The following is a 20,502-nucleotide window of genomic DNA, read 5'->3' as shown; positions in this document are numbered from 1 at the left end:
GCCGAGCCTCACCCTGGACAGCTGCGGTGACTGCCCGGTAACTTTTGTATGAGCAAGCGCTTAGTTGCACCATCAATTGAGCAACCACGACGGCGCTGGACCACCTCCGCGAGAGCGGCGGCGGTTCAGCCGCAAAGGGAAGGGGGGCGTCCCCGTGCGCCGTACCGTTTACAACGAGGACCACGAGGCGTTCCGCGAGACCATCCGCGCCTTCATCGAGGCCGAGGTCGTCCCCGTCTACGACGAGTGGTTCGCGGCCGGCCAGGCGCCCCGCGACTTCTACTACAAGCTCGGTGAGCTGGGCGTCTTCGGCATCAACGTCCCCGAGGAGTTCGGCGGCGCGGGCCTGGACACGCACAAGTTCGAGGCCGTGCTCTACGAGGAGACCTCGCGCGCCGGCGTCAACTTCGGCGGCTCCGGCGTGCATGTGCTGCTCGCCCTGCCGTACATAAAGCTGCTCGCCACCGACGAGCAGAAGAAGGCCTACCTGCCGAAGTTCGTCACCGGCGAGGAAATGTGGGCGCTGGCGATGACCGAGCCGGGCACCGGCTCCGACGTCGCGGGCATGAAGACCACGGCCAAGCTCTCGGAAGACGGCACGCACTACGTCCTCAACGGCGCCAAGACCTTCATCACCGGTGGTGTGCACGCCGACCGCGTAATCGTGTGCGCCCGCACCTCCGCCCCGCGTGAGGACGACCGCCGCTTCGGCATCTCGCTCTTCGCGGTGGACACCAAGTCGGAGGGCTACTCGGTCGGCCGCAAGCTGGACAAGCTCGGCCTGCGCACCTCCGACACCGCCGAGCTGGCCTTCGTCGATGTGAAGGTGCCGGTCGAGGACCTGCTCGGCGAGGAGAACAAGGGCTTCTACTACCTCGGTCAGAACCTGCCCTCCGAGCGCTGGGGCATCGCGTTCGGCGCGTACGCGCAGGCCAAGGCCGCTGTCCGGTTCGCCCAGCTGTACGTGCAGGACCGCACGGTCTTCGGCAAGCCGGTCGCCTCCTTCCAGAACACCAAGTTCGAGCTGGCCGCCTGCCAGGCCGAGGTGGACGCCGCCGAGGCCGTGGCCGACCGTGCCCTGGAGGCCCTGGACGCGGGCGAGCTGTCCGCCGCGGAGGCCGCGTCCGCGAAGCTGTTCTGCACCGAGGTCGCGCACCGCGTCATCGACAGGTGCCTTCAGCTGCACGGCGGTTACGGCTACATGAACGAGTACCCGATCGCCCGGCTCTACGCCGACAACCGCGTCAACCGCATCTACGGCGGCACCAGCGAGGTCATGAAGTCGATCATCGCCAAGTCCATGGGCCTGTAGAACTGTATTGATGAGCACACCACTTGACGGACTGCTCGATCTGCTCGACCTGGAGCGGATCGAGCAGGACATCTTCCGCGGACTGTCCCGCTCCGCCGTCGTACCGCGCGTCTTCGGCGGACAGGTCGCGGCCCAGGCGCTCGTCGCCGCGGGCCGCACCGTCCCCGAGGACCGCACGGCCCACTCCCTGCACGCGTACTTCCTGCGCATGGGTGACCCCGGCGCACCGATCGTCTACACGGTCGACCGCATCCGGGACGGCCGCTCCTTCACCACGCGCCGGGTCGTCGCCGTCCAGCACGGCCAGCCGATCTTCCATCTCTCGGCGTCCTTCCAGACGTACGAGGAAGGACTTGAGCACCAGGCGGAGATGCCGTCCGCGCCCGACCCGGAGACCCTGCCGACGGCGGCCGAGATCCTGCCGCGCGACCTCGATCCCGAGGTCGCCCAGCGGCTGCTGGAGGCCAGGGCGGCGGTGGATCTGCGGTATGCGGAGGCACCGCCGTGGAGCACGGCCGGGCAGCCGCGCGAGCCGCGCTCGCAGGTGTGGTTCCGTACGAACGGCAAGCTCGACGGAGCCATCGACGAGCCGCTGCTGCACGTCTGCCTCGCCACGTACGTCTCCGACATGACGCTGCTCGACTCGGTGCTGCTCGCGCACGGTCGCGGCGGCTGGGCGGTCGGCGATGTGGTGGGCGCCTCGCTCGACCACGCGATGTGGTTCCACCGGCCCTTCAGGGCGGACGAGTGGCTGCTCTACGACCAGGAGTCACCGTCGGCGTCCGGCGGCCGCGGTCTGGGCCAGGCGCGGATCTACACCCAGGACGGGCGGCTCGCGATCACCGTCATCCAGGAAGGCGTCGTTCGCGTACCCCGCGGTTGACGGCGCTCAGGCGGCGGGCGTGTGCGCGGTGAAGGCGACCCGTGAGGTGTCGCCGTCCAGCACGAGACTGAGGGCCGCGTCCAGAGCACGCGCGAGACGGGCGAGCAGCGGCAGCGTCGGCATGGTCCCGCCAAGCCTCGAAGGCGTGAGAAGTCCGCCGTACGAGTGATGTCGGACCCCGTACTGACGCCCGCCGTAACCCTGGGGGAGTCAGCCCTGGGACGTCAGCCCCGCCGCGTCCAGCAGATACGCGGTCATCGGGTCGTAGAAGCGCGGATCGGTGACGTGGTCGTCCAGGGGCACCACCGCCTGGAGGGTTCCCTCAGCCTCACCGATGAAGAGCGCGGGGTCATTGCTGTCGGCGTACCCGACGGAGTCCAGCCCGCGCTGGCCGGCGCACCCGGCCCAGCCGTGGTCGGCCACGACGAGGTCGGGCCGCGGGCGGCCCTCCCGCTCGAGTGCGTCCAGGATCGCGGCCATGGGCGCCGGGGAGTGCGTGTGCCACAGGGTCGCGCCGCGCTCCAGCATCGCGACGTCAGCGAACTGGAAGACCATGCCCTCGTCGGCGGTGAGCCCGCCCGGAATCCGTACGATCTCGCAGCCTGCGGCCCGCAGCGCGTCGGCGGTCTGCCGGTGCACGTCCAGCAGCCCGCCGGGATGTCCGGTCGCGAACAGCACCCGCTCCTGCCCTGCGGCGGCCTTGCGCAGCCGGGCGGCCATCCGGTCCAGGGCGTCGATGGTCAGCTCGGGGTCGATGGTGTCCTGCCCGGTCCGGTACTGGGGATCGTCATTGACACCGCACCGCTCCGCCATCACGGCGAGTACATCCTGCTCATCGGTCCACCGGTCGCCGAGCTCCAGGCCGAGCCAGAAGTGACGGTCGCCGTTGGCGAGCTTGCGGTAGTGGGAGAGGTTGTTGTCGCGGGGTGTGGCGACGTCTCCGGCGATACGGGTGCGGACGAGGTGTTCGACAAGGGCGGCACGGCTGGGTATCGGCATGAGCCCATTGTGCCGTCCGGCAGGCCCGCGGCGCCCTGCGTCCCGAACGATGGACGCCACCGACGGGCAACCGGGCGAAACCCCCGGGCCGTCAGCCCGCCAGTGACGCGAACGCCCCGTGCGCCAAGCGCCGCAGCAGCGTCTCCGTCGCCGCGCGGTCCGGCAGGACACCGCCGTACGAGCCCAGGTGCGGCGTGGAGTTGAGCAGGCCGAACACCGCGTGAACCGCCGCTCGGGCCTCCGACTCCGCAACGTCCGGGTGGAGTTCGCGGACCGCCGCGACCCACAGCTCGACGTACTGCCGCTGCAACTGCCGCACCAGCTTGCGGTCGCTGTCGCGCAGCCGGTCCAGCTCACGGTCGTGGAGCGTGATCAGCGGGCGGTCGTCGAGCGCGAAGTCGATGTGTCCGTCGATGAGCGAGGCGAGCAGCATCTCGGGGTCGGCGTCCGCCTCCTCGACGCGGAGCCGGCCGCCGCTCAGCAGCCGTTCACTGATGCCCACCAGCAGCTCCGCGAGCATCGCGTCCTTGCCGGGAAAGTGGCGGTACAGGCCGGGGCCGCTGATGCCGACGGCCGCCCCTATCTCATCCACGCCGACGCCGTGGAAGCCGCGCTCGGCGAACAGGCGCGCGGCCTCCTTGAGGATCTGCTCGCGGCGCGTCGGGGCATCGGTCCTGGTGGTCATGACATTGATTCTAGACAACGCTGTTAGCGGTCGTTAACCTGAAGGAAACACGTTAACGCTCATTAACTTTTTCTCGTACGAAGGCGTACGGCAAGGGGGCTCACGACGATGCAGCAGGCACCCGTGCTGGCGAGCGCGGCGGACCCCGCCTCTCCGGCCTGGCAGGCCAACGAGGAGGCGCACCAGGAGCTGGCCGACGCCCTGCGCGCCAAGCTGACCGCGGCCCGCCTGGGCGGCGGCGAGAAGGCCCGCGCCCGCCACACCGCGCGCGGGAAGCTGCTGCCGCGCGACCGCGTGGACACCCTCCTCGACCCGGGCTCGCCCTTCCTGGAGCTCGCCCCGCTCGCCGCGGAGGGGATGTACGACGGCCAGGCCCCGGCCGCCGGAGTGATCGCCGGGATCGGCCGGGTCAGCGGCCGCGAGGTGGTCGTCGTCGCCAATGACGCCACCGTCAAGGGCGGCACGTACTACCCGATGACCGTCAAGAAGCACCTGCGGGCCCAGGAGGTGGCGCTGGAGAACCGCCTGCCCTGCGTCTATCTCGTCGACTCCGGCGGCGCCTTCCTCCCCATGCAGGACGAGGTCTTCCCCGACCGCGAGCACTTCGGGCGGATCTTCTACAACCAGGCCCGGATGTCCGGCGCCGGCATCCCGCAGATCGCGGCGGTGCTCGGCTCCTGCACCGCCGGCGGGGCGTACGTCCCGGCGATGAGCGACGAGGCCGTCATCGTGCGGAACCAGGGCACGATCTTCCTCGGCGGCCCGCCCCTGGTGAAGGCCGCGACCGGCGAGGTCGTCACGGCGGAGGAGCTGGGCGGCGGCGAGGTCCACTCCCGGATCTCCGGCGTGACCGACCACCTCGCCGAGGACGACGCGCACGCGCTGCGGATCGTACGGAACATCGTGGCGACGCTTCCCGAGCGCGGCCCGCTGCCCTGGTCGGTCGAACCGGCCGAGGAGCCGAAGGTGGACCCCGCCGGGCTGTACGGCGCGGTGCCGGTGGACTCCCGCACCCCCTATGACGTACGCGAAGTGATCGCCCGGATCGTGGACGGCTCCCGGTTCGCGGAGTTCAAGTCGGAGTTCGGCACGACGCTGATCACCGGCTTCGCCCGGATCCACGGCCACCCGGTCGGAATCGTCGCCAACAACGGAATCCTGTTCTCCGAGTCCGCCCAGAAGGGCGCGCACTTCATCGAGCTGTGCGACCAGCGCGGCATCCCCCTGCTCTTCCTGCAGAACATCTCGGGCTTCATGGTCGGCCGGGACTACGAGGCCGGCGGCATCGCCAAGCACGGCGCGAAGATGGTCACGGCGGTTGCCTGCACCCGCGTGCCGAAGCTGACGGTCGTCCTCGGCGGCTCGTACGGCGCGGGGAACTACTCGATGTGCGGCCGGGCGTACTCCCCGCGCTTCCTGTGGATGTGGCCCAACGCCAAGATCTCCGTGATGGGCGGCGAGCAGGCGGCGTCGGTGCTGGCCACGGTGAAGCGGGACCAGCTGGAGGGCCGCGGCGAGCAGTGGCCGACCGCCGAGGAAGAGGCCTTCAAGGAGCCGATCCGAGCGCAGTACGAACAACAGGGCAATGCTTATTACGCGACGGCCAGGCTGTGGGACGACGGCGTGATCGACCCCTTGGAGACCCGGCAGGTGCTGGGCCTCGCGCTCACGGCCTGCGCCAATGCCCCGCTGACCGACCCCGCCTTCGGCGTCTTCCGGATGTGAGACGGACCATGACGATGTTCAGCACAGTGCTTGTCGCCAACCGGGGCGAGATCGCGGTCCGGGTCATCCGTACGCTGCGTTCGCTGGGGGTGCGCTCGGTCGCCGTCTTCAGCGACGCGGACGCGGACGCGAGGCATGTACGGGAGGCGGACACCGCCGTCCGTATCGGCCCCGCATCCGCGGCCGAGAGTTACCTGCGCCCCGACCGTCTGCTGGAGGCCGCGGCCCGTACCGGCGCCGAGGCCGTCCACCCCGGCTACGGCTTCCTCGCGGAGAACGCGGGCTTCGCGCAGGCCTGCGCCGACGCGGGCCTGGTCTTCATCGGACCGCCCGCCTCGGCGATCTCGCTGATGGGCGACAAGATCCGCGCGAAGGAGACCGTGCAGGCGGCGGGCGTCCCGGTGGTGCCCGGCTCGTCGGGCTCCGGCCTGACGGACGACCAACTGGCATCCGCTGCCCTGGAAATCGGCATGCCGGTGCTGCTGAAGCCCTCGGCGGGCGGCGGCGGCAAGGGCATGCGCCTGACCCGGGTCGAGTCGGCGCTCCTGGAGGAGATCGCGGCGGCCCGTAGGGAGGCGCGTGCTTCGTTCGGCGACGACACCCTCCTTGTGGAGCGGTGGATCGACCGCCCCCGGCACATCGAGATCCAGGTGCTGGCGGACGGCCACGGCAATGTGGTCCACCTCGGCGAGCGCGAGTGCTCGCTCCAGCGCCGCCACCAGAAGATCATCGAGGAGGCGCCGAGCGTCCTGCTCGACCCGCAGACCCGTGCCGCGATGGGCGAGGCGGCCGTGCAGGCGGCGCGTTCGTGCGGCTACCGGGGCGCGGGCACGGTGGAGTTCATCGTCCCGGGCAACGACCCCTCCTCGTACTTCTTCATGGAGATGAACACCCGCCTCCAGGTCGAGCACCCGGTGACGGAGCTCGTCACCGGCCTGGACCTGGTGGAGTGGCAGCTCCGGGTCGCGGCCGGCGAACAACTGCCGTTCGCCCAGCGGGACATCACCTTCACCGGCCATGCGATCGAGGCCCGTATCTGCGCGGAGGACCCGTCCCGCGGCTTCCTGCCCTCGGGCGGCACAGTGCTCGCCCTGCACGAGCCGCAGGGCGACGCGGTGCGCACCGACTCCGGCCTCAGCGAGGGCACGGAGGTCGGCAGTCTGTACGACCCGATGCTGTCGAAGGTCATCGCCCACGGCCCGGACCGCGCGACGGCCCTGCGCCGCCTGCGCGCGGCCCTCGCCGACACGGTCACCCTCGGCGTCCCGACGAACGCGGGCTTCCTGCGCCGCCTGCTGGCCCACCCCTCGGTCGTCTCGGGCGACCTGGACACGGGCCTGGTGGAGCGCGAGGCGGACGGGCTGGTCCCGTCCGGAATCCCGGACGAGGTGTACGAGGCCGCGGCCGCGGTCCGGCTCGCCGAGCTGACTCCGCAGCCGGGCACGGGCTGGAGCGACCCCTTCTCCGTGCCGAGCGGCTGGCGCATGGGCGGGCGGCCTGCCCCCATCACCCACTGGTTCCGGGTAGCCGGACTCGAACCCGTGACGTACGAGGTACGGGACCGCAGCAGCCACCGTGTCAAGGCGGAACGGGTGTCGGTCACCCTCGACGGCGTGGTCCACACCTTCTGGCGGGCCGGCGACTGGCTCGGCCGGGACGGTGACTCCTGGCACGTCCAGGACCACGACCCGGTAGCCGCCTCGCTCACCGGCGCCGCGCATGCCGGGGCCGACACACTGGCCGCGCCCATGCCCGGGACGGTCACGGTCGTCAAGGTCGCCGTCGGGGACGAGGTCGCCGCCGGCCAGAGTCTGCTGGTCGTCGAGGCGATGAAGATGGAGCACGTCATCTCCGCCCCGCACGCCGGCACCGTCACCGAGCTCGATGTGACCGCGGGCTCCACCGTCGCCATGGACCAGGTGCTGGCCGTGGTCACCCCGCACGAGGAGGACGAGCGATGACCGGCCGGCTGCCGATGCAGTTCCCGTCGCAGGACCTGCCGCCCCGGGTGCGCATCCACGAAGTGGGCCCGCGCGACGGTCTGCAGAACGAGAAGACGGTCGTACCGACCGAGATCAAGGCCGAGTTCATCCACCGACTGGCCGACGCGGGACTGTCCACCGTCGAGGCGACCAGCTTCGTGCGCCCCGACTGGGTGCCCCAACTGGCCGACGCCGAGCAGCTGTTCCCCCTCCTCGGCGACATCGCGGGCGTCGGCCTGCCCGTCCTCGTGCCGAACGCCCGCGGGCTCGAGCGTGCCGTCGCCCTCGGCGCGCGCCGTATCGCCGTGTTCGGCAGCGCGACCGAGACCTTCGCGAAGCGCAACCTCAACCGCACGATCGACGAGTCGCTCGCCATGTTCGAGCCGGTCGTCGCCAAGGCCCGCGCCGACAAGATCCATGTGCGCGGCTATCTCTCGATGTGCTTCGGCGACCCGTGGGAGGGGCCCGTCCCCGTCCACCAGGTCGTCCAGGTCGCCAAGCGGCTCATGGACCTCGGCTGCGACGAGCTGAGCCTGGGCGACACCATCGGCGTGGCCACGCCCGGCCATGTGCAGAGCCTGCTCGCCGAGCTCAACGAGGAGGGCGTGCCCACCTCCGCGATCGGCGTGCACTTCCACGACACGTACGGGCAGGCCCTCTCCAACACCCTCGCCGCGCTGCAGCACGGTGTGACCACCGTGGACGCCTCGGCGGGCGGCCTCGGCGGCTGCCCGTACGCGAAGAGCGCGACCGGAAATCTCGCCACCGAGGACCTCGTGTGGATGCTCGACGGCCTCGGCATCGAAACCGGGGTCGACCTCGGCCGGCTCACCGCCACCAGCGCCTGGCTGGCCGGACACCTGGGGCGACCGAGCCCCTCCCGCACTGTTCGCGCCCTCTCCCACAAGGAGTCGTAGCAATGTCGCTCGACCACCGGCTCTCCGCCGAACACGAGGAACTCCGCCGCACCGTCGAGGCGTTCGCGCACGACGTCGTGGCCCCCAAGATCGGCGACTTCTACGAGCGCCATGAGTTCCCGTACGAAATCGTCCGCGAGATGGGCCGCATGGGCCTGTTCGGACTGCCCTTCCCCGAGGAGTACGGCGGCATGGGCGGCGACTATCTCGCCCTCGGCATCGCCCTCGAGGAGCTGGCGCGCGTCGACTCGTCCGTCGCCATCACACTCGAGGCCGGCGTCTCGCTCGGCGCGATGCCGGTCTACCGCTTCGGCACGGAGGAGCAGAGGCGGGAGTGGCTGCCGCGGCTCTGCTCGGGCGAGCTGCTCGGCGCGTTCGGGCTGACCGAGCCCGGCGCCGGCTCGGACGCGGGTGGCACGAGGACCACGGCCGTCCGGGACGGCGACGAGTGGGTCATCAACGGCTCCAAGTGCTTCATCACCAACTCCGGCACGGACATCACCGGTCTGGTGACGGTCACGGCGGTCACCGGCCGCACATCCGACGGCAAGCCGCTGATCTCCTCGATCATCGTCCCGTCCGGCACTCCCGGCTTCACGGTCGCCGCGCCCTACTCCAAGGTCGGGTGGAACGCCTCGGACACGCGCGAGCTCTCCTTCGACGGCGTCCGGGTGCCGCTCGCCAATCTGCTCGGCGAAGAGGGCCGCGGATACGCCCAGTTCCTGCGGATCCTCGACGAGGGCCGCATCGCCATCTCGGCGCTGGCGACCGGACTCGCACAGGGCTGTGTGGACGAGTCCGTGAAGTACGCCAAGGAGCGGCACGCCTTCGGCCGGCCGATCGGCGACAACCAGGCGATCCAGTTCAAGATCGCCGACATGGAAATGCGGGCGCACATGGCCCGGGTCGGCTGGCGGGACGCGGCCTCGCGTCTCGTCCAGGGCGAGCCGTTCAAGAAGGAGGCGGCGCTCGCCAAGCTGTACTCGTCGACCGTCGCCGTCGACAACGCCCGCGAAGCCACCCAGATCCATGGCGGCTACGGCTTCATGAACGAGTACCCGGTGGCCAGGATGTGGCGGGACTCCAAGATCCTGGAGATCGGCGAGGGCACGAGTGAGGTTCAACGGATGCTGATCGCACGGGAATTGGGCCTGTCAGGCTGATGCGCGTGTGAGCGGGGGGCGGCCTGGAAAGGGTCGCCCCCCTGTCGGCGTTCGGGCCCGGTTCCGGGCCGGCCGCGCGCCGTCTCCGACCCCGGCGTCCGCTTCGGGCAGGCACCCTCTGGACAGAAGCTAAGGTTAGGCTAACCTACCTTTCGAACTGCCCAGTGGCCGAACCGGCACGGACGAAAGCGGACACCATCATGCCCAACGCCCGCCCTTCCCATCTCACCCGCCGCGGCCTGCTCGCCGCGGGCGGCGCCCTCGGAATCGGCGCCGCGATCGCCGCCTGCGGCAAGAGCGACGACAAGGGCGGCTCGGGCAAGGCCGCCGAGAAGTCCGGCCCGTGGAAGTTCCGGGACGACCGCGGCACGACGGTCGAGCTGAAGTCCCTCCCGAAGAACATCGTCGCCTTCACCGGCACCGCCGCCGCCCTTCATGACTACGGCGTGGAGGTCAAGGGCGTCTTCGGCCCGACCAGGACCAAGGACGGCAAGCCCGACGTCCAGGCCGGCGACCTCGACATCAGCAAGGTCAAGATCGTCGGCAATGTCTACGGCGAGTTCAACATCGAGCAGTACGCGGCCCTCGCCCCCGAGCTGCTGATCACCAACATGTGGGCCAAGGACGACCCCTGGTACGTCCCGCCGCAGTCCAAGGACAAGATCATGAAGCTGGCCCCCAGCGTTCTGCTGTGGGCGGCCGAGACCACGATGGCCAAGGCCCTGCAGCGTCACGCCGAGCTCGCCGAGTCGCTCGGCGGCGACGTCAGGGGCAACAAGAAGAGCGCCGACGCCAAGGCCCGCTTCGAGAAGGCCGCGGCCCGGCTGCGATCGGCCGCCAAGGCCAAGCCGGACATCAAGATCCTGATCGGCTCCGGCAGCCAGGACCTCTTCTACGTCTCCGTTCCGAAGACGTCCGCCGACACCCTGTACTTCCAGGAGCTGGGCGTGAAGTTCGTGGAGCCGAAGCCGAACGCGCAGGGCTTCTTCGAGGAGCTCAGCTGGGAGAACGCGGGCAAGTACGGCGCCGACATCATCATCCTGGACAACCGCACCGGGACCCTGCAGCCCGACTCCCTGACCAAGAAGCCGACCTGGGGCAAGCTGCCCGCCGTCAAGGCCGGACAGGTCATCCCCCGCGTCACCGAGCCGATTTACTCCTACGACAAGTGCACGCCGATCCTCGAGGACCTGGCCAAGGCCATCGAGACCGCGAAGAAGGTCGCCTGACCATGACGACGACGGCCGAGACCGCCCCGTTCCGCTTCTTCGACCTGCAGGTTGTACGGATCAGGCGGCTCGGCCCGTCCATGGTCCGCGTCACTTTCGGGGGCGAGGACCTGAAGGGCTTCGCTTCCGGAGGGCGCGATCAGTCCCTGTCGCTGTTCCTGCCGCACCCCGGCCAGGAGGCACCGGTCGTGCCCGTCGGCGCCGGTGACGGCAGCGCGATATTCGCCGCGTGGCGGGCTCTGCCCGAGGACGTACGGGCCGTAATGCGCTCGTACACCGTGCGGGAGCAGCGCCAACTGCCGGGCGAGGCGGGCGAGGTGGACATCGACTTCGCACTGCACGAGGACGGCGGTCCCGCCTGCCGCTGGGCGGGCGGGGCCGCGCCCGGACACCGCGTGATGGTGCTCGGCCCGGCCGTCGCCGACAACACCGCGGTGCGCTGCCGGCCGCCACAGGACACCGACTGGGTGCTGATCTGGGGCGACGAGACGGCGCTGCCCGCCGCGGCGGCGATCCTTCAGTGGCTGCCGGCCGGAATGAAGGCCCGGGTCTGGCTGGAGGTGCCGCACACCGAGGACCGCCAGGACCTCAAGACCGCGGCGGACGCCCGGATCACGTGGCTGGTACGGGAGGAGGGCGCGCCGTCCTCCCTGGAGGCGGTCAGCGCGGCGGAGTTGCCCGAGGGCACTGGGTACGCCTGGATCGCGGGCGAGTCGAGCAGCGTGAAGGCCCTGCGCCGCCATCTGGTGCGCGAGCGCGAACTCGACCGCAGGCGCGTCACGTTCGTCGGCTACTGGCGGCGCGGGGTGAGCGAGGACGGCCTCCGCGAGCAGGCCGAGTCCGGTGTTGAGGACGAGGCAGTCGACACCGCGGAGGCCTAGGCCGCTGAGGTCACCGCCGCGTGAACAGGACCATGTGCAGGCCCAGCTGAATGGGCAAAAGCAGTCGCGCTCCGAGGGGGCGAGGGACAGCTGGCATTGAAAGTTAGGTTAGGCTAACCTAACTTCACCATCGCTCCCTCGCCCCCTTCTCCTGTCCCGAGGGCCGACCAAGTCCCCATACCCGGGAGGACATTGCCATGCGCTCGCACCTGCTCAATGACGTAACGGCGGAGAGCTACCGGCGCTCCGTGACCGAAGGAGTCGAGCGGGTGGCGAACCGACTCGCCACAACCCGGCGGCCGTTCACCGGCGTGAGCGCCGATGAGCTCGCCCCGGTGATCTCCGCGATCGACCTCGACCAGCCGCTGGGCAACGCCTCCGCCGCCCTCGACGAGCTGGAGAGCGTCTATCTGCGGGACGCCGTCTACTTCCACCACCCCCGCTATCTCGGCCACCTCAACTGCCCGGTCGTCATCCCGGCCGTCCTCGGCGAGGCTGTGCTCTCGGCGGTCAACTCCTCGCTCGACACCTGGGACCAGAGCGCCGGCGGCACCCTCATCGAGCGCCGCCTCATCGACTGGACCGCGCGCCGGATCGGCCTCGGCCCCGCGGCCGACGGTGTCTTCACCAGCGGCGGCACCCAGTCCAACCTGCAGGCGCTGCTGCTCGCCCGCGAGGAGGCCAAGACCGCGGATCTCGCGAAGCTGCGGATCTTCACCTCGGAGTGCAGCCACTTCAGCGTGCAGAAGTCCGCGACGCTGCTGGGTCTTGGCCGCGAAGCCGTCGTCCCGATCCCCGTCGACCGCGACAAGCGGATGCAGACGGTCGCTCTCGCCGCCGAGCTGGCGCGCCGCACCCGTGAGGGCCTGGTCCCCATGGCCGTCGTCGCGACCGCGGGCACCACCGACTTCGGTTCCATCGATCCGCTTCCCGAGATCGCCGAGTTGGCCGGGCAGTACGGAGCCTGGATGCATGTGGACGCGGCGTACGGCTGCGGACTACTGGCCTCCGCCACCCGCCGCCATCTCCTCGACGGCATCGAGCACGCCGACTCGGTCACCGTGGACTATCACAAGTCCTTCTTCCAGCCGGTGAGTTCGTCCGCGGTGCTGGTACGGGACGGGGCCACGCTGAGCCACGCCACGTACCACGCGGACTACCTCAACCCCCGGCCCACCGTCGAGGTGGGAGCGCTCCCCCCGGCTGCACCGGGGGGAGCGCCGCCCGTGCCCGGAGGGCTGAGGTCGAGCATGCCCAACCAGGTCGACAAATCCCTCCAGACCACCCGCCGCTTCGACGCGCTGAAGCTGTGGATGACGCTGCGCGTGATGGGCGCGGACGGCGTAGGCCAGCTCTTCGACGAGGTCTGCGACCTGGCAGCGGCAGGCTGGCAGCTGCTCGCCGCCGACCCGCGCTACGACGTGGTCGTCCAGCCGCAGCTGTCGACGCTGGTCTACCGCTACATCCCCGACGCCGTCACCAGCCCCATCGAGATCGACCGGGCCAACCTCTACGCCCGCAAGGCGCTGTTCGCGTCCGGCGAGGCCGTGGTCGCCGGGACGAAGGTCGGCGGCCGCCAGTACCTGAAGTTCACCCTGCTCAACCCCGAGACGACGACCGATGACATCGCCGCCGTACTCGATCTGATCGCCGGCCACGCAGAGCAGTACCTGGGAGAGAACCTTGTCCACGCGTCCTGAGCCCCTTGATTTCATCGGTATCGGGCTCGGGCCCTTCAATCTCGGCCTCGCCTGCCTGACCGAGCCGATCGACGAGCTGAACGGCCTCTTCCTGGAGTCCAAGCCGGACTTCGAGTGGCACTCGGGAATGTTCCTTGAGGGCGCGCACCTCCAGACGCCGTTCCTGTCGGACCTGGTCACCCTCGCCGACCCCACCTCCCCCTACTCCTTCCTCAACTATCTGAAGGAGTCGGGACGGCTGTACTCCTTCTACATCCGCGAGAACTTCTATCCGCTGCGGACCGAGTACAACGACTACTGCCGCTGGGCCGCCGCCAAACTGACCTCCGTCCGCTTCAGCACCAGGGTGACGCGCGTCGAGTACGAGAGTGAGCTGTACGTCGTCCACACCGCCGGCGGCGAGCGGTTCCGCGCCCGCCGCGTCGTCCTGGGCACCGGCACCCCGCCGTACATACCCGAGTCCTGCCAGGGGCTGGGCGGCGACTTCCTGCACAACTCGCGCTACCTCGAACACAAGGAGGCGCTGCAGCGAAAGGAGTCGATCACCCTCATCGGCAGCGGGCAGAGCGCCGCGGAGATCTACTACGACCTGCTCAGCGAGATCGACGTCCACGGCTACCGGCTCAACTGGGTCACGCGCTCGCCACGGTTCTTCCCGCTGGAGTACACCAAGCTGACGCTGGAGATGACCTCGCCGGAGTACATCGACTACTTCCACGCGCTGCCGGAGGCCACCCGCTGCCGGCTGGAGTCACAGCAGAAAGGCCTGTTCAAGGGCATCGACGGGGATCTCATCAACGAGATCTTCGACCTGCTCTACCAGAAGAACCTCGGGGGCCCCGTCCCGACCAGACTGCTCACCAACTCGGCGCTCGTAGGAGCCAGTCACGAGAACGGCGCCTACACACTCGGACTGCGCCAGGAGGAGCAGGGCAAGGACTTCGAGCTGCGTACGGAGGGCCTGATCCTGGCCACCGGCTACAAGTACGCCGAGCCGCGGTTCCTGAAGCCGGTCGCCGACCGGATCCGCCGGGACGGGCAGGGCCGCTTCGACATCGCCCGCAACTACAGCATCGACACGGCCGGACACGAGATCTTCCTGCAGAACGCGGGCGTGCACACGCACTCGATCACCTCGCCCGATCTGGGCATGGGCGCGTACCGCAACGCCTACATCATCGGCGAGCTGCTGGGGTCCGAGTACTACCCCGTCGAAAAGTCCATCGCGTTCCAGGAGTTCTCGGCATGACATTCACCGTCCGTCCCCTCGACCCTTCCCCTGACTTCCTCGGGGAGACCCTTCTCTCCGACTGCGAGCTGGTGCACGGCTGGGTCACTCACCCCAAGTCCGCCTTCTGGCTGATGCAGGACGCGAAACTGCAGGACGTCGAGCGCGAGTACATGGCGATAGCCGCGCACGAACACCACGACGCCTTCATAGGTCTCAAGGACGACAAGCCCGTCTTCCTGATGGAGCGCTACGACCCGGCGCATGTGGAGTTGGCGGGGCTGTACGAAGCCGAGCCCGGCGATGTCGGCATGCACTTTCTGGTCGCGCCGACCGACACCCCCGTGCACGGTTTCACCCGAGCCGTGATCACCGCGGTGATGGAGACGCTGTTCGCGGACCCGGCCACCCGGCGCGTCGTGGTGGAACCGGACGTACGGAACAAGGCCGTGCACGCGCTCAACGGGACCGTCGGCTTCGAGGTCGTCGAGAGGATCGAGAAGCCGGAGAAAGACGCGTACCTGAGTGTCTGTACGCGGGAACAGTTCATGGCCGCGCGGGGAGCCATCCGATGAGCCTGACCGACGCCGTATCCCATCTGACGCCCGACCGGTGGGAGCAGGCAAACCGGCTCCTCCTGCGCAAGGCGCTCGCGGAGTTCTCCCACGAGCGGCTGCTGGCCCCCGAGTCCCTCGGAGAGGACAGCTACCGCGTCCTGAGCGACGACTCCGCCACCGAGTACCGCTTCACCGCGCGCCGGTTCGCCCTCGACCACTGGCAGGTCTTCGCCGACTCCATCACCCGGCACCGGGACGGCCACGAGCAGCCGCTGGACGCGCTCGACTTCTTCATCGAGCTGCGCGGCTCGCTCGGCCTGAGCGAGACGATCCTGCCGGTCTACCTGGAGGAGATCTCCTCCACCCTCTCCGGCACGGCGTACAAACTCACCAAGAAGCCGGTGACCTCCGCCGAACTGGCCGCGGCCGGCTTCCAGGCCATCGAGACGGGCATGACCGAGGGCCACCCCTGCTTCGTCGCCAACAACGGCCGGCTCGGCTTCGGCGTGCACGAATATCTCTCGTACGCCCCCGAGACGGGCAGCGAGGTCCGTCTGATCTGGCTCGCCGCCCGGCGCGACCGCGCCACCTTCACCGCGGGCGCGGGACTCGACTACGAGTCGCTGGTCCGCGACGAGCTCGGCGAAGCGGCCCTCGCTCGCTTCGGCGGGCAGCTGAACGCCCTCGGCCTCGATCTCGCCGACTACTTCCTGCTGCCCGTCCACCCCTGGCAGTGGTGGAACAAGCTCTCCGTCACCTTCGCCGCCGAGATCGCCCGGCAGCGACTGGTGTGCCTGGGCCCGGGCGACGACGACTATCTCGCGCAGCAGTCGATCCGCACCTTCTTCAATACGAGCGTCCCGGCCAGGCACTACGTCAAAACCGCGCTGTCCGTCCTCAACATGGGCTTCATGCGCGGCCTTTCGGCCGCGTACATGGAGGCGACGCCCGCGATCAACGACTGGCTCGCGGGCCTGATCGACAGCGACGACGTCTTCGAGGCGGCCCGCTTCTCGATCATCCGGGAGCGGGCGGCGATCGGCTACCACCACCGCCAGTACGAGCGGGCGACCGACCGCTACTCGCCGTACCGCAAAATGCTGGCCGCGCTGTGGCGCGAGAGCCCGGTGCCCCAGCTGGCGGACGGCGAGCGGCTGGCCACGATGGCGTCGCTGCTCCATGTGGACCACGACGGCGCGTCGTTCGCGGGCGCGCTGATCGACGAGTCGGGCCTGGCCCCCGCGGAGTGGCTGCGCCGCTATCTGGACGCGTATCTCACCCCCGTACTGCACAGCTTCTACAAGTACGACCTGGTCTTCATGCCGCACGGCGAGAACGTCATCCTGGTCATCGGCGAGGACGGCACGGTCCAGCGGGCGATCTTCAAGGACATCGCCGAGGAGATCGCGGTGATGGACCCGGACGCGGTGCTGCCGCCGGCCGTCGAGCGCATCCGCGCGGATGTGCCCGACGAGATGAAGCTGCTCTCCGTCTTCACGGACGTCTTCGACTGCTTCTTCCGCTTCCTGGCGGCGACGCTGGTCACGGAGGCGCGACTGGACGAGGAGACGTTCTGGCGGACGATCGCGGAGTGCGTCGCGGAGTACCAGGAGTCGGTGCCGCATCTGGCGGACAAGTTCAGCCAGTACGACATGTTCGCGGACGAGTTCGCGCTGTCCTGCCTGAACCGGCTGCAGCTGCGCAACAACGAGCAGATGGTGGACCTGGCGGACCCGTCCGGGGCGCTCCAGCTGATGGGCGCCCTGGAGAACCCGATCGCGCGGTTCGCCCACTGACGGGGCCGGGAGTCTTCCCCTACCCGCCCTCCCCCTACGGCCTGGCGGCCGTGAGAGGTACCCCCATCCCGCACCGGGGCTTCGCCCCGGACCCCGCACGGCCTTCGGCCGTGTCCTCAATCTCCCCCGGACTTCGTCCGGGGGACCCCCAACGGGCTCCAGTGGAGCCCCGCCGCGATTGAGGCGTGGGGGTCCCCCAACGCCCGCCAGGGCGTAGGGGGAGGGTCCGGGGCGCAGCCCCAGCGGACGGCTCCGCCCCGCGCCTCAGCCCGACGGCCAGGGCACCTGCGGCGACCGGTAGTAGTCGATCCCGAGCGCCGACATCCTCGGGCCCTGCGCAGCCAGACGCACCCGGTACTGCTCCCAGTCATGCGTGGACGCCGGCGACCAGCCCAGCTCCGCCACCCCCACCACCCGCGGGAAGGCCATGAACTCGATGTGGTCGCTGGTCGAGATCGTCTCCGACCACAGCGGCGCCTCGACCCCGGCCACGGCCGACGCCGGCGCGCCCGGCAGATACGCCCCCGGGTCCCAGTCGTAGGACCGCCGCACCTCCACATAGCCGGCCCAGGCCAGCCCCAGCGGGGTGTCCTTGTTGTACTTCATATCGAGGTAGATCCGGTCCGCGGGCGACAGAATCAGTCCGGTGCCGTTCTGCGCGGCCTTCGCGACCTGTGCCTTCTCCGCGGCGCTGGTGCCGTCCAGACCCCAGTACTGGGCGAGCGCCCCCTTCGCCGGGGTCGCGCCGGTCAGCTGGTGCCAGCCGACCACCGTCTTCCCGTACTTCGCGACCATCGGCTGCACCTTGTCCATGAACGCCACATAGTCCGCGTGGCTCGTGGAGTGCGCCTCGTCGCCGCCGATGTGGAGGTACTTGCCGGGGGTGAGCGCGGCCAGCTCGCGGATGACGTCGTCCACGAAGTCGTACGTCACGGGCTTCGGCACACACAGGGAGCTGAAACCGACCTCCGTCCCGGTGTAGAGGGGCGGGGCGACGCCGGAGCAGTTCAGCTCGGCGTACGAGGCGAGGGCGGCGTTGGTGTGCCCCGGCATGTCGATCTCGGGGACGACCTCCAGATAGCGCGAGGCCGCGTGGCCGAGGATCTCCTTGTACTGGGCCTTGGTGTAGTGGCCGCCGGGGCCGCCGCCGACCTGGGTCGAGCCGCCGTAGGTCGCCAGGCGTGGCCAGGAGTCGACGGCGATCCGCCAGCCCTGGTCGTCGGAGAGATGCAGATGCAGTTTGTTGATCTTGTAGAGCGCCAACTGATCGATGTAGCGCTTGACTTGTTCGACGGTGAAGAAGTGCCGGGAGACGTCGAGCATCGCGCCCCGGTAGCCGTAGCGCGGGCTGTCGGTGATCGTGCCGCCCGCGACCTTCCACGGGCCGCTCTGCCGGGTGTCCTTCTCCACCGATGCGGGCAGCAGCTGGCGCAGCGTCTGCACGGCGTGGAAGAGCCCGGCGGGCTTGCGGGCGGTGAGGGTGAGCGCGCCACGTGTGGATTCGAGCCGGTAGCCCTCGTCGCCCAGGGAGCGGTCCCCGGAGCTCAGCCGCAGCCGGATGCCGCCGGGGCCGCGGTCGTCGGTGAGGGGCAGGGCGTAGCCGGTCGACGGCCTCAGCAGTTGGGCGAGATAGGTGCCGATCCGGCGGGTCTCGCGGGAGTCGTCGACCCGGATCGGGGTCCATGGGGTGAGGGTGTACGCGGACCCGCCGGGGCTTACGGAAGCGGGCGCGGGGACGATCTGGCCGAGCGGCCGGATCTCGGGGGTGGCGGGGGCGGGGGCCGGGCCGGCGCCGATTCCGGCGAGGCCCGCGGCCGCGACAAGCAGCAGCGAGCCGAACAGACGGGGGAACGTTCTGGGCTGTCTCACAGGCTGGGTCCCTTCGACGGGGCGTCACAACTGTGGTGCTGAGCAACCGAACGGCAGTCATCATGCGTACCGCGAGCCCCAACTCCGGTCAAGGTGTAGACCACTTACCCGCCGTGCAGATGCTGTGCCGTCCCGGATGGCGCAGACCTCGCCAACTTCCCCTGGGCGAGCCCCCGTACGAGGTCGCCGGTGCGAGAATCCAGGCATGGCGGAAATCATCCAGAAGGACGGCACCTGGGCTTTCGACGGGGACACGGTGCGCATCGTGCCCGGCAGTGACAAGAGCGTGAGCCTGCTGCGCCGGACCCTCGGCGAGATCGCCGTACCGCTGGGGGCCCTCGCCGGGATCTCCTTCGAACCGGGCAAGAAGTCCGGACGGCTGCGGCTGCGCCTGCGCGACGGCGCCGACCCGCTCCTGCAGATCACCGGCGGCAAGCTGGAGGACAGCTCCGACCCCTACCGGCTGACCGTGGACAGCGACCGCACCGCCGTCGACGAGTACTTCGTCGACGAGGTGCGCAACGCGCTGCTGCTCGAGCAGGTGGAGACCGGCCCGGTCGACAGCTATCTGCTGCCCGGCCCCGCGCTGCCGATCACCGTGGGCGCCGGCGACGGCACCGCCGGCTTCGACGGAGAGCGGATCCGGCTGGAGTGGAACTGGAAGACCGAGGAGTCCAAGACCTCCGGGGGCACGCGCACTCTCGCGGTCGAGGACGTGGAGTCGGTTGAGTGGCTGCCGTCGGCCGGGCTGGAGAACGGCTACCTCCGCTTCGCCGTGTCCAAGGCCCCGACCAAGGCTCCGCCCAAGTACGACCCGCACGCCGTGGAGCTGTGGGGCTTCCGCAAGGACCCGCTGATGGCGCTGGTCGGGGCCGCTGTGGTGGCCCGTATGCCGCATCCGTACGCCCCCGCTCCCGCCCCCGCCGACCGTCCCGCCCGGATCGAGCCCGCCGGCGCCGCGCCCGTCCCCGTCTCCGCGCCCGTCCCCGCTCCCGCTCCCGCTCCCGCTCCCGCTCCCGCTCCCGCTCCCGCTCCCGCTCCCGGCGCAGACGATCACGACGCGCTGCTGCGCCGACTACGCGAGCTGGGCGAGCTGCATCAGGCCGGGATACTGACGGCCGAGGAGTTCACCACCGCGAAACAGGCTGTACTGAAGCGAATGTGACCATTGGCTGCCCGTGATCGGGCAGGATTCTTGCAATTGCGACAGGTAACCCCGCAATATCTACGGGTGCTCGACCGCCGCCCCTCGTCACACGACGATCTCATCGACCATCTGGTGCGCAGCACCGCGCTCCAGCGCGGTGAGGCGGCCAGGGTGATTCTCGACGTGCTGGCGTACTTCGACGAGAAGACCGACGAATTCGTCCGCCGTCGCCACCGCGAGCTGCAGTCCGGTGGCCTGGCGAACGCGGAGATCTTCGAGCGGATCGCGGCCGAACTGCCGCACCGCGCCGTGGCGCCGCCGGAGCTCTCGCTCCGCCAGCTGCGCCGCATCGTCTACGGCTGACCGGCCGACCGGTTCGATCGGCCAACGGCCAACCGGCCAGGAGGCCAGGCGGGCGAGCACACACCT

At 69.9% G+C, this 20,502-nt stretch carries 17 protein-coding genes and 1 pseudogene; 14 read left to right on the top strand and 4 right to left on the bottom strand.

What is annotated here, in order from left to right:
* Positions 1–154: 154 nt before the first annotated feature.
* Together J7E87_RS00290 and J7E87_RS00285 are read left to right on the top strand one after the other, a co-directional pair.
* Entirely contained in the window at positions 155–1,312 is a 1,158-nt protein-coding gene (locus J7E87_RS00290; RefSeq protein WP_215088862.1) for an acyl-CoA dehydrogenase family protein, read from the top strand.
* A gap of 10 nt (positions 1,313–1,322) precedes the next feature.
* Complete coding sequence (locus tag J7E87_RS00285; protein ID WP_215088861.1) at positions 1,323–2,195, top strand: acyl-CoA thioesterase II; 873 nt, start codon at positions 1,323–1,325, stop codon at positions 2,193–2,195.
* Between the two features lie 6 nt (positions 2,196–2,201).
* Here the strand turns inward: J7E87_RS00285 and J7E87_RS00280 are convergent.
* The 3 genes and pseudogenes from J7E87_RS00280 to J7E87_RS00270 all read right to left on the bottom strand — a co-directional run.
* Positions 2,202–2,330: pseudogene (locus J7E87_RS00280) on the bottom strand (transcriptional regulator); the annotation flags it as partial.
* A 75-nt stretch (positions 2,331–2,405) separates the two neighbouring features.
* Positions 2,406–3,194 (bottom strand): phosphatase, encoded by a 789-nt coding sequence (locus J7E87_RS00275; RefSeq protein WP_215088860.1) that lies wholly within the window; start codon positions 3,192–3,194, stop codon positions 2,406–2,408.
* A 91-nt stretch (positions 3,195–3,285) separates the two neighbouring features.
* The gene (locus tag J7E87_RS00270) at positions 3,286–3,879 is read right to left on the bottom strand and encodes a TetR/AcrR family transcriptional regulator (protein ID WP_215088859.1); all 594 of its coding nucleotides are present in this window, start codon (positions 3,877–3,879) and stop codon (positions 3,286–3,288) included.
* A gap of 108 nt (positions 3,880–3,987) precedes the next feature.
* Here J7E87_RS00270 and J7E87_RS00265 point away from each other — a divergent pair, with 108 nt between their 5' ends.
* From J7E87_RS00265 to J7E87_RS00220, 10 genes are all read left to right on the top strand, one after another.
* Entirely contained in the window at positions 3,988–5,604 is a 1,617-nt protein-coding gene (locus J7E87_RS00265; protein ID WP_215088858.1) for a carboxyl transferase domain-containing protein, read from the top strand.
* A gap of 14 nt (positions 5,605–5,618) precedes the next feature.
* Positions 5,619–7,565 carry a biotin carboxylase N-terminal domain-containing protein gene (locus J7E87_RS00260; protein ID WP_215088857.1) on the top strand — a complete coding sequence of 649 codons (1,947 nt, stop codon included), beginning with the start codon at positions 5,619–5,621 and terminating at the stop codon, positions 7,563–7,565.
* Complete coding sequence (locus J7E87_RS00255; RefSeq protein ID WP_251016763.1) at positions 7,562–8,503, top strand: hydroxymethylglutaryl-CoA lyase; 942 nt, start codon at positions 7,562–7,564, stop codon at positions 8,501–8,503. The genes J7E87_RS00260 and J7E87_RS00255 overlap by 4 nt, the downstream gene beginning before the upstream one ends.
* Before the next feature lie 2 nt (positions 8,504–8,505).
* Positions 8,506–9,666, top strand: a complete 1,161-nt coding sequence (locus J7E87_RS00250) for an acyl-CoA dehydrogenase family protein (RefSeq protein ID WP_215088856.1) — start codon at positions 8,506–8,508, stop codon at positions 9,664–9,666.
* A gap of 200 nt (positions 9,667–9,866) precedes the next feature.
* Positions 9,867–10,895, top strand: a complete 1,029-nt coding sequence (locus J7E87_RS00245) for an ABC transporter substrate-binding protein (protein WP_215088855.1) — start codon at positions 9,867–9,869, stop codon at positions 10,893–10,895.
* 2 nt (positions 10,896–10,897) lie between these two features.
* Entirely contained in the window at positions 10,898–11,776 is an 879-nt protein-coding gene (locus J7E87_RS00240; protein ID WP_215088854.1) for a siderophore-interacting protein, read from the top strand.
* A 197-nt stretch (positions 11,777–11,973) separates the two neighbouring features.
* Positions 11,974–13,476: an aspartate aminotransferase family protein gene (locus J7E87_RS00235; protein ID WP_215088853.1), complete on the top strand. Its 1,503-nt coding sequence runs from the start codon at positions 11,974–11,976 to the stop codon at positions 13,474–13,476.
* Complete coding sequence (locus tag J7E87_RS00230; protein ID WP_215088852.1) at positions 13,460–14,725, top strand: lysine N(6)-hydroxylase/L-ornithine N(5)-oxygenase family protein; 1,266 nt, start codon at positions 13,460–13,462, stop codon at positions 14,723–14,725. Before J7E87_RS00235 ends, J7E87_RS00230 begins: the two co-directional genes overlap by 17 nt.
* Positions 14,722–15,279, top strand: a complete 558-nt coding sequence (locus tag J7E87_RS00225) for a GNAT family N-acetyltransferase (protein WP_215088851.1) — start codon at positions 14,722–14,724, stop codon at positions 15,277–15,279. The genes J7E87_RS00230 and J7E87_RS00225 overlap by 4 nt, the downstream gene beginning before the upstream one ends.
* Positions 15,276–17,057, top strand: coding sequence for an IucA/IucC family siderophore biosynthesis protein (locus J7E87_RS00220; RefSeq protein ID WP_215088850.1), 1,782 nt, complete (start codon positions 15,276–15,278; stop codon positions 17,055–17,057). The genes J7E87_RS00225 and J7E87_RS00220 overlap by 4 nt, the downstream gene beginning before the upstream one ends.
* Before the next feature lie 264 nt (positions 17,058–17,321).
* Here the strand turns inward: J7E87_RS00220 and J7E87_RS00215 are convergent, their stop codons facing one another.
* The gene (locus J7E87_RS00215; RefSeq protein ID WP_215088849.1) at positions 17,322–18,926 is read right to left on the bottom strand and encodes a beta-N-acetylhexosaminidase; all 1,605 of its coding nucleotides are present in this window, start codon (positions 18,924–18,926) and stop codon (positions 17,322–17,324) included.
* A gap of 205 nt (positions 18,927–19,131) precedes the next feature.
* Here J7E87_RS00215 and J7E87_RS00210 point away from each other — a divergent pair, with 205 nt between their 5' ends.
* Together J7E87_RS00210 and J7E87_RS00205 are read left to right on the top strand one after the other, a co-directional pair.
* Positions 19,132–20,091, top strand: coding sequence for a DUF4429 domain-containing protein (locus J7E87_RS00210; RefSeq protein ID WP_215088848.1), 960 nt, complete (start codon positions 19,132–19,134; stop codon positions 20,089–20,091).
* A 66-nt stretch (positions 20,092–20,157) separates the two neighbouring features.
* Entirely contained in the window at positions 20,158–20,436 is a 279-nt protein-coding gene (locus J7E87_RS00205; RefSeq protein ID WP_215088939.1) for a hypothetical protein, read from the top strand.
* Positions 20,437–20,502 lie beyond the last annotated feature (66 nt).

This window comes from Streptomyces sp. ISL-1 (assembly GCF_018614585.1).
GTDB classification, from domain to species: domain Bacteria; phylum Actinomycetota; class Actinomycetes; order Streptomycetales; family Streptomycetaceae; genus Streptomyces; species Streptomyces maoxianensis.
Note: the sequence above shows the minus strand (reverse complement) of the source record. Positions and strands in the feature narration are given on the sequence as shown.

Bases quoted from the DNA above. Each gene is read 5' to 3' on its own strand.
- J7E87_RS00285 (WP_215088861.1), top strand. From the start codon at position 1,323: ATGAGCACACCACTTGACGGACTGCTCGATCTGCTCGACCTGGAGCGG.
- J7E87_RS00275 (WP_215088860.1), bottom strand. From the start codon at position 3,194: ATGCCGATACCCAGCCGTGCCGCCCTTGTCGAACACCTCGTCCGCACC.
- J7E87_RS00270 (WP_215088859.1), bottom strand. From the start codon at position 3,879: ATGACCACCAGGACCGATGCCCCGACGCGCCGCGAGCAGATCCTCAAG.
- J7E87_RS00265 (WP_215088858.1), top strand. From the start codon at position 3,988: ATGCAGCAGGCACCCGTGCTGGCGAGCGCGGCGGACCCCGCCTCTCCG.
- J7E87_RS00260 (WP_215088857.1), top strand. From the start codon at position 5,619: ATGTTCAGCACAGTGCTTGTCGCCAACCGGGGCGAGATCGCGGTCCGG.
- J7E87_RS00255 (WP_251016763.1), top strand. From the start codon at position 7,562: ATGACCGGCCGGCTGCCGATGCAGTTCCCGTCGCAGGACCTGCCGCCC.
- J7E87_RS00250 (WP_215088856.1), top strand. From the start codon at position 8,506: ATGTCGCTCGACCACCGGCTCTCCGCCGAACACGAGGAACTCCGCCGC.
- J7E87_RS00245 (WP_215088855.1), top strand. From the start codon at position 9,867: ATGCCCAACGCCCGCCCTTCCCATCTCACCCGCCGCGGCCTGCTCGCC.
- J7E87_RS00240 (WP_215088854.1), top strand. From the start codon at position 10,898: ATGACGACGACGGCCGAGACCGCCCCGTTCCGCTTCTTCGACCTGCAG.
- J7E87_RS00235 (WP_215088853.1), top strand. From the start codon at position 11,974: ATGCGCTCGCACCTGCTCAATGACGTAACGGCGGAGAGCTACCGGCGC.
- J7E87_RS00225 (WP_215088851.1), top strand. From the start codon at position 14,722: ATGACATTCACCGTCCGTCCCCTCGACCCTTCCCCTGACTTCCTCGGG.
- J7E87_RS00220 (WP_215088850.1), top strand. From the start codon at position 15,276: ATGAGCCTGACCGACGCCGTATCCCATCTGACGCCCGACCGGTGGGAG.
- J7E87_RS00210 (WP_215088848.1), top strand. From the start codon at position 19,132: ATGGCGGAAATCATCCAGAAGGACGGCACCTGGGCTTTCGACGGGGAC.